Source organism: Paraburkholderia phymatum (assembly GCF_040965635.1).
Lineage (GTDB): Bacteria > Pseudomonadota > Gammaproteobacteria > Burkholderiales > Burkholderiaceae > Paraburkholderia > Paraburkholderia phymatum_B.
Genome location: NZ_JBFRCH010000037.1, coordinates 1 through 15,615 on the forward strand (window position 1 = coordinate 1; position 15,615 = coordinate 15,615).

Genomic DNA, 15,615 nt, shown 5'->3' on the forward strand with positions numbered 1-15,615 from the left:
GATGTCGAGCCGCTGGGTAAAAGACGCGACCGGTAGTGGTCTGACGCCGTGCCAGTGATACCGCGATCCCTGTCTCGGGCGCTCGGCAGAAGTGCGATAAAAAAACGGGTTGTTCAGACCTTCCTAAGCAAAGAAAGCGGGCTCACCCGCCAGTGCTTGACTCTTACCCACGGGCTCTCAACGTCCCCGTACTTCTGGCGGCAGCACATATGGCCCAAGCTCGTTGCCAGCGCACTACTCAAACGCCTCACCTGCTTCACGCCCCTGCGTTACAGCCCGCGACATCAATATTCCCTCGCCCCTTTGCGGCAAACTGTGTGTAGGCATTCGCGCCGCAAAGGACACCCTCGCTACGCAATGCAGCTACAGTGCGGGCGGTATCCTGTACGACATAGCAAGCTCATTCACTACCGACATGCGGCGCTGAAACATTCGATACCCTTAGCCGTGCCACACGTGCATGAAGTGGGTGAGGCGTTTAGCTGCAGCGTTGGCAACGAACACAAGCCAGCACGCTATTGCCCGAACTATGGGGACGTTAAGAGCCCGTGGGTAAAGGTCAAGCACTGGCGGTGTGAGCGGCTTTCTTCTGCCTACTCTTCTTTGCCGCGGCAAAGAAGAGTAGGTGCCGCCCCGCACAGGGGCAACCCCCGCGCCGCGAGGCGCAATCGCGGATGCCCGCGATAAGGGCAAAGCGATCGCGGATGCCAGCGACAAAGGCAAAAAGGACACAGCGTCGCAGACAAAAAAAACATCAATCGTGCAGCACGATCCGCTTGATATCCCCAACGATGAAGATATACGACAGCGCCCCAACCAACGCGACCACGCCGATAAACACCAGCGCGCCCACGAAAGAACCCGTCGCCGACACGATGAACCCAACCACGAGCGGCGTCACGATGCCCGCGAGGTTCGCGGCGAAGTTGAAGATGCCGCCCGTCACGCCGAGCAGTCCGTCGGGCGCGATATCCGACACCAGCGTCCAGCCGAGCGCCGCCATGCCCTGCGCGAAGAACGCCACCGACAGGATCACGATCACCGTCACGTTGCTCTCGACGTAGTTCGCGAGAATGATCGTCGACGCGAGCAGAAGACCGGCGATGATCGGAAGCTTGCGCGCCACGTTCGCTGACACGCCGCGGCGCAGCAGCCAGTCCGAGAACGTGCCGCCGAACATCACGCCGATCGAAGCCGCGATGAACGGCATGATCGCGAAGAAGCCGATCTTCAGCCAGCCCATATGGCGCTCGGTCGCGAGGTAAGTCGGGAACCAGGTCAGGAAGAACACGAGCGTCGAGTTGCCCGCGAACTGGCCGAGGCAGATGCCCGTCAGCTGGCGGTGCTTCAGCAGCTGCCCGATCGTGCGCCAGCTGAAGCCGCCGTTGTTACCGCTGGCAGCCGTTGCTTCCTTCGATGCCTTGCGGTGAGTCAGACCGCCGCCCGCTTCGATGTACTCCAGTTCGGCCGCATTCGCACCCGGATGGTCGCGCGGCTCGCGATAGAAGCGCCACCACACCAGACCGAACACGACGCCCACGCCGCCGACGACCCAGAAGAGCGAGCGCCAGCCGAACGCGCCCATCAGCGCAAACAGGAACGGGCTGAAGAACGCGAGGCCGATGTATTCGCCGACGGTGTACGTGCCCGTCGCCATCGCGCGCTCGCTTTGCGGGAACCACGTCGCGACGATGCGGCTGTTGGTCGGAAAGCATGGCGCTTCCGTGACGCCCAAGCCGAGGCGGCACGCGAGCAGCGCGCCGACGTTGTGCACGAAACCCTGCGCGAGCGTGAAGCACGACCAGAGCGTCATCGACAGGTAGTACGTGATCTTGCTGCCGAAGCGGTCGAGAAACAGTCCGCCTGGAATCTGCGACGCGACATAGCTCCACGAGAACGCCGAAAACATCACGCCCATCAGCGCGGCGCTAATGCCGAGTTCCTTCGTCAGCTGTGGCGCGGCGATGCCGAGCACCGTGCGGTCCAGGTAGTTGATCATCGTGCCGATCGCAAGCAGCGCGAGGATGCCATAGCGCGCCTTCGAGCGGCGCGCGGTGGCCACGCTCTTCGGCGGGGCGGCCGATGCGTCGGGATGTTGAATCGATTGCGGCATGGTTGTCTCCGTGTCCCTGGGGCAGGACCTGTCGTAGTGCGAGTGGTGCGTAGGGGTGCGTAGGGGTGCGTAGTAGCGGGTGTTAGCGGGTCAGCAGCGACTGCAGATGCGCGTACATTCGTTCCGGGTCCGGCTCGCGGCCAGTGAAGATGCGAAAGGCGTCGACGGCCTGGTAGACGGCCATGCCGCCGCCGCTCAACGTGCGGCAGCCCACTTCTTCAGCGGCTTGCAGCAGCGCCGTGCGGATCGGGAAATAGACGATGTCGGCGACCCACAGCGCGCGATGCAGCAGCTCGGCGGGCAACGGCATGCCGGGCAGCTTCGCCATGCCTGTCGGCGTCGCGTGAATCAGGCCCGTGGCCTGCTCCATCGCGCCTTGAAGGAACTCGCCCGCGCTCACCGTCGTGGCGGGGAAGCGCTCCTGCAATTCATCGGCGAGCGACTTCGCACGCGCGCTGTCGACGTCGAACACCGTCAGCGCGCGCGCGCCCATCATCAACGCCGCATGCGCGACGGCGGCACCCGCGCCGCCCGCGCCCAGTTGCACGACGCGATCGAGATTCGCACCCGGCAGGCCGCGCTGAAACGCGCGCGCGAAGCCGGACCAGTCGGTGTTGTGGCCGATGCGCTTGCCGTCGCGCAACAGCACCGTGTTGACGGCGCCGAGCGCGCGAGCGTCGTCGGAGAGCTCGTCGAGCAGCGGAATGATCTGCTGCTTGCACGGATACGTGACGTTGAAGCCGTTGAAGCGCATCCGCTCGGCAGCGACGATCAGCTCCGGCAGCGCGGACGCGTCGAGCTTCAGCGCTTCGAGATCGATGCGCCGGTAGACGTATTGCAGGCCGAGCTGACGGCCCTCTTCTTCATGCATGGCGGGACTCAGCGACCCGCCGATGCCCGAGCCGATCAGACCCACCAGATACGATTGCGTGCTCATTACTTCACCTTCTTCGACTTCAGGATTTCTGCCATGCGCTCCAGCGCGAGCACATAGCCTTGCGTGCCGCAGCCGCAAATCACGGCTTCCGCGACAGCGGACACATACGAGTGATGCCGGAACGACTCGCGCTTGTGAATGTTGGAGATATGCACTTCGATCACGGGCTTCGCGATCGCCGACAACGCATCCGCGATCGCCACCGACGTATGCGTATAAGCGGCGGGATTGATCACGATGCCCTGCTGCGTCTCGCGCGCTTCGTGCAGCCAGTCGATCAGCTGATGCTCGGCGTTCGACTGGCGGAAATCGATCGCGAGATCGAGCCGTTCGCCCGCCTCGCGACAACGGCGCGCGACATCGTCGAGCGTTTCCGCACCGTAGATAGTCGGCTCTCGCGTGCCGAGCAGGTTGAGATTGGGTCCGTTCAGGACCAGCACCGACGCAAAGCTCATGACTGACCGCTCCACAAAATTGACTCTCCGTGCGGAAAACACAAACCGCCTCCACGACGTTGTTCCGCAACGTGAACCGAAGTTTGCACCCGTATCCGGCGCGCGTCTTTTGGGGTTTTTACTAAATTTGTACGATCTAGTTAGTTTTAAATTTGATCGTACAAACCGCTATTTTTCATGGAATTGTCGTGAAGCAGGCAGCGAATAGTAGTAACCAAGTGGTGCGGAAATAGTGGCACTCCGGTAGCGGGAACGCGTTCGAAACGGCGCTTTCGACCGGCGCGGCGAGCGCTTTGCGCAGGGTCCGCATCGCCGCCGCAGCCGTCCGAAAACCGGGCATGTGGCTTGCGTCGATATAATTTCCCGAATGTTTCGCGGCATTTCGCCGACGGGCGCGGCAGTCACGCCGCACCAATGCGCAGCCGCTAACGCGAAGGAGAGTTATGAGGAAGCTAGCCGTCACCCTGTCCGTTCCGCTGTTTCTCGCCGCTTGCGCCGCATATCAGGCGTCGCACAACCCGGATGCCGGCGATCCGATGAAAGACACGATGACGAACCGCTCGACCGACGACGTCATCCAGTGCATGACCCAGGCTGCGGCAAAGCACGACACGCCCGTCAAGGCCACGCCGATTCCGCAAGGCCAGATGCTCGATTTCGGCGATTCGAACATCGTCAAGGTCCGCACCGATAACGGCGGCACGACGTTTCGCTACTACGCAGGCAAGCGCAACACGTCGAATCTGTGGATCGAGGGCGCGAGTAAGGAATGCGCGCCTTAAAGGTGGCTTTCAGCGCTGCGAGCGCTGCCGCGATGTAACCCGATGAAACAACTTCGCCCGCCCGGCAAAGGCCGGCGGGCGGGGACTTTAAGAATCGTTTAAGTCTTGGCCGTCACGATTCGTCTTCGACACTGACCCGCGTTCCGCACAAGGTGCCCTGGATGGATTACCACAACGACCGTAACGACCTGAAGAAGCGCAGCGTAGCCGGATCATCGGCCGCGCCGGCGCAAGCCGCCAACACGACGACTGCTGCGCCGAAAAAGTCGACGCTTCTGCGCCGGCTACTGAGCCCGCACGAAATTGCCACGCTGCTGCTGTTGCTGCACGCGCCCGTCGCCGCGTTCGCGAAACCGGAACTTCCGATGCTGCAGGAAGCGGGTCTGGTCGAGACCGTCTCCACCGATGCGGGCGAATCGCACATCCGCCTGACGTCCGAAGGCAACGCGATCCTGCGCGGGCTCGGCGTCCGCTGAACGTCTACGGCAGCGCGCCGTGCGTCTCGCGCCGCGTGATCATGCCTGCCACACGGCATAACCGGCTTCACGCAATCCGATCGCCAGTTCGACTTCCATGTCGCGCGCGCCTTCGTATGGCATCGGGTTGAACACTTCATACAATTCCGGCATCAGCCTCACGCCGTAGTCGCGCACGTAGCGGTTCGACTGGATGCCCGCCTTGTGCCGGTCGAAGCGCAGATCCGGGTCCAGCCCCGTCATTCCCACATACACGCACGGACGTTCGAAACGATAGTCGGGATTCGCGCGCCGAAAGCGCGCCTCGTTCCAGACGGTATCGTCGAGCGCCACCACATATACGTAGTAGCGAAGCTTTTGACGGCGAACAGGCATCGTTTGCTGGGTTTTCTTCTGACTGCGGAAACGCCCTTGCCGCGCGCTCAACGACGCGCGTGCGGCCGGTTCGTGACGGGCGTCGACGCGATTGACTGCTAGTTGCGCGAAGTGCCGTGCAACAGCATCCGGTATTCGGTCGGTGTCACGCCGACCGTCGCCTTGAACTGCCGCGTGAATGCGCTGTGATCGGTGTAGCCGCACAACGCGGCGACATCCGTCACCTTGTCGTGCGAGACGAGCAGCGACGTCGCCGCATCGAGCCGCGTCTTGAGCAGCACCTGACGTGGCGTCAGATGAAACACCTTGTGGAAATACCGTTCGAGCTGCGCCACCGACATATCCGCCATCGCCGCGAGATGCTTCAGATTCAGCGGCTGCACATAGTTCTCTTGCAGATACTGAACGACCGTCGCGAGCCGGCTGTACGCGGGGTGGCTGCTTTCGTCGGCGCGCAGGTCGCGCGAGATGCCGGCCAGGCCGACCACGCGCCCCGCCGCATCGCGCAACGGCTGCTTGCAGGTCAGGCACCAGCCTGGCTGCCGGCCCGGATACAGATGCAGTTCGAGCTGATCGACCATCTGGCTGCCGACATGAATCACGGCCTTGTCCTGCGCCGTATAGATGCGACCGAAGCGACTCGGGAACACCTCTTCCGCCGTCTTGCCGAGCAGCGCCTCTTTCTCCTTGAAGCCGCAGCGCGACACGAGCGTGCGGTTGACGAGCGCATAGCGCGCCTGCGCGTCTTTCACGAAGAACACGATGTCGGGCATCGCGTCGAAGACGGGTCCGAGCAACGCGAAATGCGAGAGCATCCCGGCCAGCGACGCGTCGCCCGGATCGAGCGCGTCGAGCGAATGTGCGAGCGTGTTCATCGTGCGGGTTCCGTGCATGAACTGCGGTGAACGGTGGATGTCAGCCCCGGCAAACGCTCGCGGGGCTGGTCGATTATAGGGCGGCGCGATGCGCGCGAAGAAATTCGCTTTGCGGGATTGCAGGCGCTTTTCGTCTGATGCGTGCCTGATGGTGCGTATGGAGCTTGCCAGTCGGCGGTTGACGCTGGCGGCTTCTCAGTCGGCGGCCGTTTGTGTGTCGGTGGCCAGCAGCAACGTACTGATCCGCGCGGGACTGATGGGCGGACGTGTCTGCGCGACCTGCCAGCCGAACAGCGTGTGCGCCGCCGCGCCGCACACGCGTCCCTGACACGCGCCCATGCCGCAGCGCGTGTGCAGCTTTGCATCGCGCCAGTTCGCGTGCGAGCGGACTTCGCCAATCGATACGTCTTCGCAACGGCACAGCAGCGTATCGTCGCGTGGCATCGCACGCGCGAACTCGCGCAACGCGAATGCCGTCTCGACGCGCTGCGCGAAATGGCGCCAACGCTCGCGTTCTTTCACAAGCGCGTCGACGAGCGTCTGATCGTCGACATCCAGCGCATGCAGCCCGGCTAGCCGCCCTTCAACGTGCGCGAGTTCCATCCCGCCGACGCCCGTGCATTCGCCCGCCGCGAACACGCGGTCGACGGACGTGCGCTGCGACTCGTCGACGACGATCGCGCCATCGCCGTCCATCGCGCAGCCCAACGACTGAGCGAGCGTCGTGTTGGGCACGAGCCCGTAGCCGCAAGCAATGCGGTCGCAATCGATCGACACGATCCGCCCATTGGCTCGCTTGATGATCGCGCGCTCGACGCGGCCGTCACCTTGCGCGGCACGCACCGCGCCCGACGTCAGATAACGCGGGCCCGCGAAGCCGCGCGTCAACTGCACCGCCTGCCAGAGCTTCACGGGCGTCGCCGCAAGCGACGCGCCAAAGCGCATCACGGAAGCCCATGACGCCTGCTCCACGACGGCGACGATCCGCGCGCCAGCCGCACGCGCGGTGGCCAGCGACGCGAGCAACAACGGACCGCTGCCCGCGATCACAATGCGCTCCCCGCGCACAGGCACGCCGCCTTTGATCAACGCCTGCAGGCCGCCCGCGCCCGTCACGCCGGGCAGGGTCCAGCCGTCGAACGGCAGCAGCCGTTCGCGCGCGCCTGTCGCGAGAATCAAGCGCTCGTAGCCGATGCGCGCGCCGCCGCGTTCCGCCGATTCGATCAGCAGACGGCGTCCGTCGAGCGGCGCGACGACGCGCGCCGATTGCAACAGCGTCACGCGGGCGTTCGAATCGTTCGTATCGGTAGCGCGCATCGCCCCCATCGTCTGCAAATGAGCGGTCAACGCCTTTGACGGCGGATGCATCGGCCCATTGCGCCACACCTGCCCGCCCGCGCGCGGATTGTCGTCGAGCACGGCGATACGCGCACCCGCGTTCGCGGCCTCGCGCGCAGCAGCGAGACCCGCAGGCCCCGCGCCGACAACGACGAGATCGAAGTGCGCGTCGTTCATCGCCGCCTCGCCGTCTGAATGATCTGGCCGTCGCGGCACAGCGTCTGACACGCGAGCACATGCGCGCGGCCGTCGACCGTCACGCGGCATTCGTGGCAGATGCCCATGCCGCACAACGCAGAGCGCAACTCGCCCGTCGCCGATGCGCGCGTCCCGCTCGTGCTCGCGCCGCAGACCGCAAGCGCCGCGGCGATGGTCACGCCCTCGCCGACATCGAGAGCCTCGCCGTCGATCACGACGCGTATGCGTTCACGCCTTGCATCAGAGTCAGACATGGTAGGTCTCGAAGCGCTCGGGCAGGAACGGGTCGGCGGCAATCGCGGCGGGCGTCCGCGTGATCTGCGCGGCGAGCAGTTGCGCCGTGCCGAGCGACGTCGTCACGCCAAGCCCTTCGTGCCCGACGGCGAGCCACACGCCAGGCGCCGCGCTGCCGGCGGGACCGATCAACGGCAAGCCATCCGGCGATGCCGCACGAAATCCCGTCCATGCACGCAGGCCGTCGAGCGCGGGCAATTCGGGCAAATAACGCGCGGCGCGCTCGAGCATCTGCGCGAGCACGGGCATCTCGACGGCTGGATCGGTCGTCTCGAACTGGCGCGACGAGCCGATCAGCAGTTGCCCTGTCGGACGCGGCTGCGCATTGAACGCGACCGACGTGCCCGTCGCGTGATGCGCGCTCTTGATGTAGCCGAGTTCGAGCAGTTGATGTCGAATGAAACCGGGGTAGCGGTCCGTGATAAGCAGATGGCCCTTCTTCGGCTGCAACGGCAGCCCGGGCACGAGCGCCACCGCCTGCAGTCCGTTCGCGACGACGACATGCGCACACTCGATACGCTCGCCATTCGAAAGCGTGACCTGATGGCTGTCGAGCGCTGTCACACGCGTATCGAGCCGCACGTCGATCAATGCTGCTGCCGGCGACTGCGTGAGCATCCATTGCGCGGCGGATGGCGCGTACACGATGCTGTCGTCCGCGATGAGAAGGCCGCCTGCCATGCCCGGCGCAAGCGATGGTTCGCAGTCGTACAGCGCGCGCGCATCGAGCAGATCGGCCGCAACCTGTTGCGCGGCGAACGCCGCTTGCATCGCGCGCGCGGCGTCGAGCTCTTCGCCATCGGCGGCAACCCAGAGCGTGCCGCAACGCGCGAACGCATCGCGCGCGCGCAACTGCGGCGCAAGAGCGAGCCACAGTTCGCGCGAATGACGGCTCAACGCGAATTCGGCGGGCGAGTCGTTCATCACGACGATGTGCCCCATGCCCGCCGCCGTCGCGCCGCCGCCGATGCCTTGCGCGTCGAGCACCGTCACGCGCAGGCCGCGCGCCGCGAGTTCCGCCGCGCACGCCGCGCCGACGATGCCCGCGCCGACGATCACCACGTCAGCCGTCATACCGTGCGGATGCCCCAAGCGAACGGATCGCGTTCGTCGAAGCACAGACGGCTTTCGGCCATGATGTGCGCGTGCCCCGTGATGGTCGGAACGACGGTGGGGATGTCGTTCTGCGTGCCGCCATCTACGTAGCTCGCTTCGAACACGCTGCCGATAATGCTCTCCTGCCGCCACACCGCGCCCGGCGCGAGCTTGCCGTCGGCGGCGAGGCACGCGACCTTCGCGCTCGTTCCCGTCCCGCACGGCGAGCGGTCGTACGCGTTGCCGGGGCACAGCACGAAGCTGCGGCTATCGATCCCTGCACGCGAGCCCGGACCGAACAGTTCGATATGGTCGATCAGCGCGCCGTTCGCCCCTGTGATACCCGACTCGATCAGCGCATCGCGGATCGCCGAACTGAAACGCGTGAGTTCGGCAATGTTCGACGCATCGAGCGTACGGCCATGGTCGGCGGCGAGGAAGAACCAGTTGCCGCCCCACGCGATGTCGCCCGTCAATGCACCGAAGCCCGGCACGTCGACGGTCACGTCCATGCAATGCCGATACGCGGGCACGTTGCGCACCGACACGCCGAGATCGGCGTTGAGCGTCGCCTCGACGATGCCGACGGGCGTGTCGATCAGATGCCGTCCCGGCCCGATGCGTCCCATATGCGCGAGCGACACGACGAGTCCGATCGTCCCATGACCGCACATCCCCAGATAGCCGACGTTGTTGAAGAAGATCGCGCCCGCCGCGCACTCTTTGTGATCCGGCTCGCACAGCAGCGCGCCGACGACCACATCGGAACCGCGCGGCTCGGTGACGATGCCCTTGCGCCAGTCGTCGAAGCGCGCGCGAAACGCGTCGAGCCGTTGCGCAAGCGTGCCGCCGCCGAGATCGGGGCCACCGGACACGACGAGGCGGGTTGGCTCACCGCCCGTGTGCGAATCGATTACGTTCAGGGTTTTCATGCCGCCCATGGTAGGAATGCGGCACCGCGCAGTCTTGAAGCGGCTGCGCGTGGATTGTGACGATTTTGGCATAGTTTGCAAATCGCTGGCTGCGTGTTTGACGCGCTGCCGGCTGGTCCATTGAACGGTCATTGGCATGCCATTGCATCGCATCGGGAAGCGGCACGGTTTGCATGCGCCATTGAGGCAGCGCAATGGGGTTCACGGTCGCAAATCAATAAATTCACCTTGAATCATGGATCGCCGTCGCACAATCACTGTGCCGAAATCGTCACGCATGACGCGCGATTCGCGCAAGACACCCGGATATTCGCTGCGTACACTGCACTCGACTCATCACTTTCAGGAGAGCAGTCGTGGCGCACATCTGGGAAGGCGTATTGCCCGCAGTCACCACCAAGTTCAACGCGGATTTCAGCATAGACGGCGCGGCAACCCGCAAGAACATCGAAGCGCAAATCGATGCGGGCGTCGACGGCATCATCGTGTGCGGCTCGCTCGGCGAAGCGTCCACGCTCTCCCTCGACGAAAAGCTGCAAGTGCTCGACGTGGCCGTCGAGGCATCGCGCGGCCGCGTGCCCGTGCTGCTGACGATCGCCGAGAACAGCACGCTCGACGGCTGCCGTCAGGCTGAAACGGGCGCAAAACATGGCGCAGCGGGCTATATGGTGCTGCCCGGCCTGCGCTATCTGTCCGACCGCCGCGAGACGCTGAACCACTTCCGCATGGTCGCCGACGCGAGCCCGCTGCCGCTGATGATCTACAACAATCCGCTCGCCTATGGCGTCGACATGACGCCGGAGATGTTCGCCGAAATCGCCGACGAGAAGAAGATCGTCGCCATCAAGGAGTCGTGCGGCGACGTGCGGCGCGTGACGGACCTGATCAACGAAGCCGGCGACCGCTATGCGATTCTGTGCGGCGTCGACAATCTGGCGATGGAAGCGATATTGATGGGCGCGCACGGCTGGGTGGCGGGGCTCGTCTGCGCATTCCCGCATGAGACGGTCGCGATCTACCGGCTGTTGAAGGCGGGACGGTTGGAGGAAGCACGCGCGATCTATCGCTGGTTCGCGCCGCTCTTGGCGCTCGACGTTTCGCCAAAGCTGGTGCAGAACATCAAGCTCGCGGAAGCGATCGTCGGCTTGGGCACGGAGCCTGTGCGTCCGCCGCGCCTGCCGCTCGCGGGCGATGAACGCAAGGCCGTCGAAGCGCTCATCCGTCATTCGATCGAAACGCGGCCGGCGCTTCCGAAGCTATAAGCATGAGCGCGTGTGCGGCGTAGCCGGCAGGCACGGCCGGTATGAGAAGTCAGTGCGCGGAATCATTGCGCAAAAGCCACACCACAAAAAACATGCGGCGGCCGAAGCCGCCGCATTTGCCACGCGTGATGCCCGAGCGCACTCAAGCCGCTTCGGCGTGCTCAGCGACGGCTTCTTCGTTGCGCAGATGCAGCAACCGATAGCCGCTCTTGTACACGGGCTGCAAACGGAAATCGTTGTGCGGGTCGATTTGCAACAGCAGGCGCAGCCGCGACACATGGCTGTCGATCGTGCGCGTCACTTCGCGGAACTCGCGGCCCCAGACCATCGCGAAGATGTGATCGCGCGACAGCACGCGGCCGATGTTCGAAAAGAACAGCGACGCCAACCGGTATTGCGTGCCCGACAGTTGCACGGGCGTACCGCGCAGCGTGACGAGCTGGCGACGAGTGTCGAAGTGATAATGCCCGACATCGAAGCTGTCCTTGCCGTACCGTTCCGGATAAGCGCGGCGCAACAGCGCGGAAATCCGCTCACGGAATTCGGCATGCCGCGTCGGCAACGTGACGTAGTCGTCGGCGCCGAGCATGAACGCGCGCACGACGCTTTCTTCCGAGTCGTCCTTCGACGCGAACACCACCGGCATGCGCTCGCCGCCGACCGAGCGGACCGCCTTCAGCACGTCCGTGCCCGACAGACGCAGCGCGTGCCAGTCGAGCACGAGCATGTCGATCGTCGAGCGGGCCAGCACTTTGGACAGCGCGAGGCCGTCGTCGTAGAGCATGCAGCTGTGGCCGGCCTGCACGATGATCTTTTCCAGCAATTTTCCCTGCACAGGGTCACGCTGAAGAATGGCGATACGCATGGTGGTTCCCCCGACGATTGATCACGGATCGCGATTCTCATCAGGCACCGCCATTAAGCCCATAAGACTTGTCTGAATTTGCAAAGATTCTGCGACAAATTACATACTGTAAAATCGCGCGCTGGCCAAATTCGTCATCACGCCGCCTTATCCGGGCCGGCGTGCCGTGTCCCGTGCGCTACCCCGCACTGTCGCACTCCCCGCCTGACGACCGCCGTACCCCGCGCGCAACGCGCGGCTTCTCTCTTTCCATTACGACAGGCAATGCAAGCAACACAACTGGGTAGACCACACGCCGGGGACATCGCGCACGCGCGTCCCCTGACCCGCCACGATTACAAGACGCTCAGCCTCGCCGCGCTCGGCGGCGCGCTCGAGTTCTACGACTTCATCATCTTCGTGTTCTTCGCCCCGGCGATCGGACAACTGTTTTTCCCGCAATCGATTCCCGACTGGCTGCGCCAGTTGCAGACGTTCGGCATCTTCGCTGCCGGCTATCTCGCGCGTCCGCTCGGCGGCATCGTGATGGCGCACTTCGGCGACCTGCTCGGGCGCAAGCGCATGTTCACGCTGAGCGTGCTGCTGATGTCGCTGCCGACGCTGCTGATGGGCGTGCTGCCCACCTACGCGAGCATCGGCATCATGGCGCCCGTGCTGCTGCTCGTGTTCCGCGTGATGCAGGGCGCGGCCGTCGGCGGCGAAGTGCCGGGCGCATGGGTGTTCGTCTCCGAGCATGTGCCGCAGCGTCACGTCGGCTATGCGTGCGGCACGCTGACGGCGGGCCTCACGGCAGGCATCCTGCTCGGATCGCTGGTCGCGTCGGCCGTGAACCGCCATTTCGCGCCCGCCGATATCGCCGGTTTCGCGTGGCGCATTCCTTTTCTGCTCGGCGGCGTGTTCGGCCTGTTCTCGGTTTATCTGCGCCGCTGGCTGCACGAGACGCCCGTGTTCGCCGAGATGAAGCAGCGCAAGTCGCTCGCCGGGGAAATCCCGCTGAAGGCCGTGCTGCGCGATCATGGCCGTGCAGTGATCGTCTCGATGCTGCTCACGTGGATGCTGTCGGCCGCGATCGTCGTCGTGATCCTGATGACGCCGACGCTGTTGCAAAAGCAGTTTCACATCGCGCCTTCGACGGCCCTCTTCGCCAACAGCATCGCGACGCTGTGCCTGACCATCGGCTGCGTGCTCGCCGGTTCGCTCGCGGGGCGCTTCGGCGCGGGGCGCACGATTTTCGTGGGCTGCGTCGCGCTCGGCATCGCGTACTACGCGCTCTTCCAGCAACTCGCCGTCGATAGCGCGATGCTCGTGCCGCTCTATGCCGTCGCGGGCCTGTTCGTCGGCGTGATCGGCGCGGTGCCGTTCGTGATGGTCAACGCGTTTCCGCCCGTCGTGCGCTTCTCGGGCATCTCGTTCTCGTACAACGTCGCGTATGCGGTGTTCGGCGGCCTCACGCCGATCGTCGTGTCGCTGATGATGAAGTCGAATCCACTGGCGCCCACGCTGTACGTCGGCGCGCTGTGCGCAATCGGCGCGCTGACGGCGTGCTTCGTGAAGCGGGACGCGGCACGATAAGCCGCATGAAGTGGCGTGCGTGGGCGCGCCGCTTGCGCGCGTCGGTGTGTCGACACCGCAATCGACACTTCGGGCCGGTCCGAAACGTCGGATGGCGCGGCAGCCCTATCATCGAGGCATGGATATTTCTGTCGACGGGAGTCAGTGCTTGATCGCTTGCTCCCGTCCCATGCCAAATGACCCACACACCTCGCTTCACACGGACGCTCGCGCGCATCGTCGCGACCGTCAGCATCGGCTTCGTCGTCACGCAACTGGACGTGACGATCGTCAATATCGCGCTGGCGAAGATCGGCTCGGACATTCAAGCAAACGTCACCGGCCTGCAATGGATCGTCGATGCGTACACACTTGCGTTTGCGGTGCTGATGCTGTCGGCGGGCGTGCTCGGCGACCGCTACGGCGCACGGCGTCTGTTCGCGTTCGGCCTTGGTCTCTTTGCGGCGGCGTCGCTTGCGTGCGGACTCGCATTCGACGCATCGACGCTCGTCGCCGCGCGCGCCGTGCAAGGCATCGGCGCAGCCGCGATGCTGCCGAATTCGCTCGCGCTGCTCAACCAGGCCTGCGGCCATGATCCGAAGCTGCGCGCCCGCGCGGTCGGCTTGTGGACGGCGGCGGGCGCGGTTGCGATTGCGGCAGGCCCCGTGATCGGCGGGCTGCTGATCGCCGCGCTCGGCTGGCGCGCGATCTTTCTCGTGAATCTGCCGATCTGCGCGCTCGGGCTCTTCGCGACGTTCGCGTGGGTGCCTGCTTCGCCGGCTGCTTCACCGTCGTCGCACGATGCGGCACACGACGGCGCGGCCACACGCGGCATCGACCCATCGGGTCAGATACTCGCGATCGTCGCGTTGACGGCATTCACGGGCGCCGTCATCGAATGGCGCCCGCTCGGCTTCACGCATCCCCTCGTCGGCGGCAGCTTCGTGCTCGCGCTGATCGCAGCATGCGCGTTCATCGTCAGCGAGCGGCGCGCCCATGCGCCGATGCTGCCGCTCGCGCTCTTTGGCAACCGCACGTTCAGCGCGGCCGTACTGTTCGGCATCTGCGTGAACCTCACGTACTACGGCGTCGTGTTCGTGCTGAGTCTCTATCTGCAACACGCGCGCGGCGAGACGGCGTTGCAGGCAGGCCTCGCGTTCCTGCCGCTGACGGGCGGCTTCCTGATTTCGAATCTCGCAAGCGGCTGGGTGGTCGGGCGGCTCGGCGTGCGCGTGCCGATGATCGCGGGCGCGATCACGGCCGCGCTCGGCTACGGACTGCTGCATTTCGCCGACGCTGCTTCGCCGCTCTGGACGCTGCTCGGGCCCTTCCTGCTGATCCCTTCCGGCATGGGCCTCGCAGTGCCCGCGATGACGACGGCCGTGCTGGCGAGCGTCGACGCAAAGCGCGCGGGCACGGCATCGGCGGTCCTGAACACTGCGCGCCAGGCGGGCGGCGCAGTCGGCGTCGCGCTGTTCGGCGCGCTCGCGAGCGCGACAGCGGCGGCGAGTACCACGGGCGCCGAGCATATCGTCGGCGGCCTCAAGGCATCGACGCTGATATCCGCGTGTCTGCTGCTGATTGCGCTCGTGCTCGCGTGTCTCGTGCATCCGCAGCCGCATGCGCGCGGCCGGCCACGCAACGCTGCGGGCGGCGCGCGGCCCGCCAGCGCGAACGAATGACAAACATGCGACCGATACAGGGCGCAAGCACGGCGCCCTAAAAGCACAACACCCACGATGCACGCGCATCGTGGGTGTTGCAATGTCCGGCAAACCCGGAAAATCGCTACAGCGTTGCCTGCTGGATCACGCCAGTTTCAAGCGCTTTCTCGATGAGCCCGTCGCTCTGTGCCTTGCTGATCGCATCGGCGATCTGCTTGTCGGGCTCTTCCATCTCCGCCTTGATCGAGCCGATCAATCCGGCTGCATCGAAAACGACCAGTGTCTCCGCTGTATCGGCCCGGCTGATGATCACGCGGTGGTGCATCGGCCCTTCGCCGAGACTCGCGCAAAACCGCATGACCGTGCCGCCGATCGTATGGTCGAAAGCTTGAATCATCGCGTG

General features: G+C 64.9%; 17 protein-coding genes. 5 read left to right on the forward strand and 12 right to left on the reverse strand.

All coding sequences use genetic code 11. The annotated features are described in order from the left end of the window. Nucleotides 1–754: 754 nt before the first annotated feature. The 3 genes from AB4Y32_RS34030 to aroQ all read right to left on the reverse strand — a co-directional run bounded on the left by AB4Y32_RS34030 (nucleotide 755) and on the right by aroQ (nucleotide 3,505). Nucleotides 755–2,113: an MFS transporter gene (locus tag AB4Y32_RS34030; protein ID WP_368725507.1), complete on the reverse strand. Its 1,359-nt coding sequence runs from the start codon at nucleotides 2,111–2,113 to the stop codon at nucleotides 755–757. 82 nt (nucleotides 2,114–2,195) lie between these two features. After that, nucleotides 2,196–3,050, reverse strand: coding sequence for a shikimate dehydrogenase (locus AB4Y32_RS34035; protein WP_368725508.1), 855 nt, complete (start codon nucleotides 3,048–3,050; stop codon nucleotides 2,196–2,198). Beyond that, the gene (aroQ, locus tag AB4Y32_RS34040; protein ID WP_087736998.1) at nucleotides 3,050–3,505 is read right to left on the reverse strand and encodes a type II 3-dehydroquinate dehydratase; all 456 of its coding nucleotides are present in this window, start codon (nucleotides 3,503–3,505) and stop codon (nucleotides 3,050–3,052) included. Before aroQ ends, AB4Y32_RS34035 begins: the two co-directional genes overlap by 1 nt. Before the next feature lie 443 nt (nucleotides 3,506–3,948). On the opposite strand from aroQ, the gene AB4Y32_RS34045 reads away from it, so the two are divergent. Both AB4Y32_RS34045 and AB4Y32_RS34050 read left to right on the forward strand, forming a co-directional pair. Continuing rightward, the gene (locus AB4Y32_RS34045; protein ID WP_368725509.1) at nucleotides 3,949–4,287 is read left to right on the forward strand and encodes a hypothetical protein; all 339 of its coding nucleotides are present in this window, start codon (nucleotides 3,949–3,951) and stop codon (nucleotides 4,285–4,287) included. Nucleotides 4,288–4,448: 161 nt separating this feature from the next. After that, on the forward strand, nucleotides 4,449–4,763 hold the full coding sequence (locus AB4Y32_RS34050) for a hypothetical protein (protein WP_368725510.1): 315 nt from the start codon (nucleotides 4,449–4,451) through the stop codon (nucleotides 4,761–4,763). Between the two features lie 39 nt (nucleotides 4,764–4,802). Here AB4Y32_RS34050 and AB4Y32_RS34055 read toward each other — a convergent pair whose 3' ends face one another. The 7 genes from AB4Y32_RS34055 to AB4Y32_RS34085 all read right to left on the reverse strand — a co-directional run bounded on the left by AB4Y32_RS34055 (nucleotide 4,803) and on the right by AB4Y32_RS34085 (nucleotide 10,075). Further along, nucleotides 4,803–5,138, reverse strand: coding sequence for a hypothetical protein (locus AB4Y32_RS34055; protein ID WP_368725511.1), 336 nt, complete (start codon nucleotides 5,136–5,138; stop codon nucleotides 4,803–4,805). A gap of 98 nt (nucleotides 5,139–5,236) precedes the next feature. After that, on the reverse strand, nucleotides 5,237–6,013 hold the full coding sequence (locus tag AB4Y32_RS34060) for an AraC family transcriptional regulator (protein ID WP_368725512.1): 777 nt from the start codon (nucleotides 6,011–6,013) through the stop codon (nucleotides 5,237–5,239). Nucleotides 6,014–6,208: 195 nt separating this feature from the next. Further along, complete coding sequence (locus AB4Y32_RS34065) at nucleotides 6,209–7,528, reverse strand: FAD-dependent oxidoreductase (protein ID WP_368725513.1); 1,320 nt, start codon at nucleotides 7,526–7,528, stop codon at nucleotides 6,209–6,211. After that, nucleotides 7,525–7,803, reverse strand: coding sequence for a 2Fe-2S iron-sulfur cluster-binding protein (locus AB4Y32_RS34070; protein ID WP_368725514.1), 279 nt, complete (start codon nucleotides 7,801–7,803; stop codon nucleotides 7,525–7,527). Before AB4Y32_RS34070 ends, AB4Y32_RS34065 begins: the two co-directional genes overlap by 4 nt. After that, on the reverse strand, nucleotides 7,796–8,917 hold the full coding sequence (locus tag AB4Y32_RS34075; protein ID WP_368725515.1) for an NAD(P)/FAD-dependent oxidoreductase: 1,122 nt from the start codon (nucleotides 8,915–8,917) through the stop codon (nucleotides 7,796–7,798). Before AB4Y32_RS34075 ends, AB4Y32_RS34070 begins: the two co-directional genes overlap by 8 nt. Further along, nucleotides 8,914–9,879, reverse strand: coding sequence for a 4-hydroxyproline epimerase (locus tag AB4Y32_RS34080; protein WP_368725516.1), 966 nt, complete (start codon nucleotides 9,877–9,879; stop codon nucleotides 8,914–8,916). Before AB4Y32_RS34080 ends, AB4Y32_RS34075 begins: the two co-directional genes overlap by 4 nt. Next, entirely contained in the window at nucleotides 9,830–10,075 is a 246-nt protein-coding gene (locus AB4Y32_RS34085; protein WP_368725563.1) for a hypothetical protein, read from the reverse strand. Before AB4Y32_RS34085 ends, AB4Y32_RS34080 begins: the two co-directional genes overlap by 50 nt. A gap of 151 nt (nucleotides 10,076–10,226) precedes the next feature. Between AB4Y32_RS34085 and AB4Y32_RS34090 the strand changes: the two genes are divergently transcribed. Then, a complete protein-coding gene (locus AB4Y32_RS34090; RefSeq protein ID WP_368725517.1) occupies nucleotides 10,227–11,132 on the forward strand; it encodes a dihydrodipicolinate synthase family protein in 906 nt (301 codons plus the stop codon). Between the two features lie 142 nt (nucleotides 11,133–11,274). On the opposite strand, the gene AB4Y32_RS34095 is transcribed toward AB4Y32_RS34090, so the two are convergent. Beyond that, on the reverse strand, nucleotides 11,275–11,997 hold the full coding sequence (locus AB4Y32_RS34095) for a response regulator transcription factor (RefSeq protein WP_368725518.1): 723 nt from the start codon (nucleotides 11,995–11,997) through the stop codon (nucleotides 11,275–11,277). Between the two features lie 264 nt (nucleotides 11,998–12,261). On the opposite strand from AB4Y32_RS34095, the gene AB4Y32_RS34100 reads away from it, so the two are divergent. Together AB4Y32_RS34100 and AB4Y32_RS34105 are read left to right on the forward strand one after the other, a co-directional pair. Then, entirely contained in the window at nucleotides 12,262–13,569 is a 1,308-nt protein-coding gene (locus AB4Y32_RS34100) for an MFS transporter (RefSeq protein WP_368725519.1), read from the forward strand. A 176-nt stretch (nucleotides 13,570–13,745) separates the two neighbouring features. Beyond that, complete coding sequence (locus AB4Y32_RS34105) at nucleotides 13,746–15,230, forward strand: MFS transporter (RefSeq protein WP_368725520.1); 1,485 nt, start codon at nucleotides 13,746–13,748, stop codon at nucleotides 15,228–15,230. Between the two features lie 106 nt (nucleotides 15,231–15,336). Here the strand turns inward: AB4Y32_RS34105 and AB4Y32_RS34110 are convergent, their stop codons facing one another. Beyond that, nucleotides 15,337–15,609, reverse strand: a complete 273-nt coding sequence (locus AB4Y32_RS34110; RefSeq protein ID WP_368725521.1) for a hypothetical protein — start codon at nucleotides 15,607–15,609, stop codon at nucleotides 15,337–15,339. Between the last annotated feature and the right edge of the window lie 6 nt (nucleotides 15,610–15,615).

Bases quoted from the DNA above. Each gene is read 5' to 3' on its own strand.
- AB4Y32_RS34075 (WP_368725515.1), bottom strand. From the start codon at position 8,917: ATGACGGCTGACGTGGTGATCGTCGGCGCGGGCATCGTCGGCGCGGCG.
- AB4Y32_RS34095 (WP_368725518.1), bottom strand. From the start codon at position 11,997: ATGCGTATCGCCATTCTTCAGCGTGACCCTGTGCAGGGAAAATTGCTG.
- aroQ (WP_087736998.1), bottom strand. From the start codon at position 3,505: ATGAGCTTTGCGTCGGTGCTGGTCCTGAACGGACCCAATCTCAACCTG.
- AB4Y32_RS34060 (WP_368725512.1), bottom strand. From the start codon at position 6,013: ATGAACACGCTCGCACATTCGCTCGACGCGCTCGATCCGGGCGACGCG.
- AB4Y32_RS34070 (WP_368725514.1), bottom strand. From the start codon at position 7,803: ATGTCTGACTCTGATGCAAGGCGTGAACGCATACGCGTCGTGATCGAC.
- AB4Y32_RS34065 (WP_368725513.1), bottom strand. From the start codon at position 7,528: ATGAACGACGCGCACTTCGATCTCGTCGTTGTCGGCGCGGGGCCTGCG.
- AB4Y32_RS34110 (WP_368725521.1), bottom strand. From the start codon at position 15,609: ATGATTCAAGCTTTCGACCATACGATCGGCGGCACGGTCATGCGGTTT.
- AB4Y32_RS34080 (WP_368725516.1), bottom strand. From the start codon at position 9,879: ATGGGCGGCATGAAAACCCTGAACGTAATCGATTCGCACACGGGCGGT.
- AB4Y32_RS34030 (WP_368725507.1), bottom strand. From the start codon at position 2,113: ATGCCGCAATCGATTCAACATCCCGACGCATCGGCCGCCCCGCCGAAG.
- AB4Y32_RS34050 (WP_368725510.1), top strand. From the start codon at position 4,449: ATGGATTACCACAACGACCGTAACGACCTGAAGAAGCGCAGCGTAGCC.
- AB4Y32_RS34055 (WP_368725511.1), bottom strand. From the start codon at position 5,138: ATGCCTGTTCGCCGTCAAAAGCTTCGCTACTACGTATATGTGGTGGCG.
- AB4Y32_RS34105 (WP_368725520.1), top strand. From the start codon at position 13,746: ATGACCCACACACCTCGCTTCACACGGACGCTCGCGCGCATCGTCGCG.
- AB4Y32_RS34035 (WP_368725508.1), bottom strand. From the start codon at position 3,050: ATGAGCACGCAATCGTATCTGGTGGGTCTGATCGGCTCGGGCATCGGC.
- AB4Y32_RS34045 (WP_368725509.1), top strand. From the start codon at position 3,949: ATGAGGAAGCTAGCCGTCACCCTGTCCGTTCCGCTGTTTCTCGCCGCT.
- AB4Y32_RS34100 (WP_368725519.1), top strand. From the start codon at position 12,262: ATGCAAGCAACACAACTGGGTAGACCACACGCCGGGGACATCGCGCAC.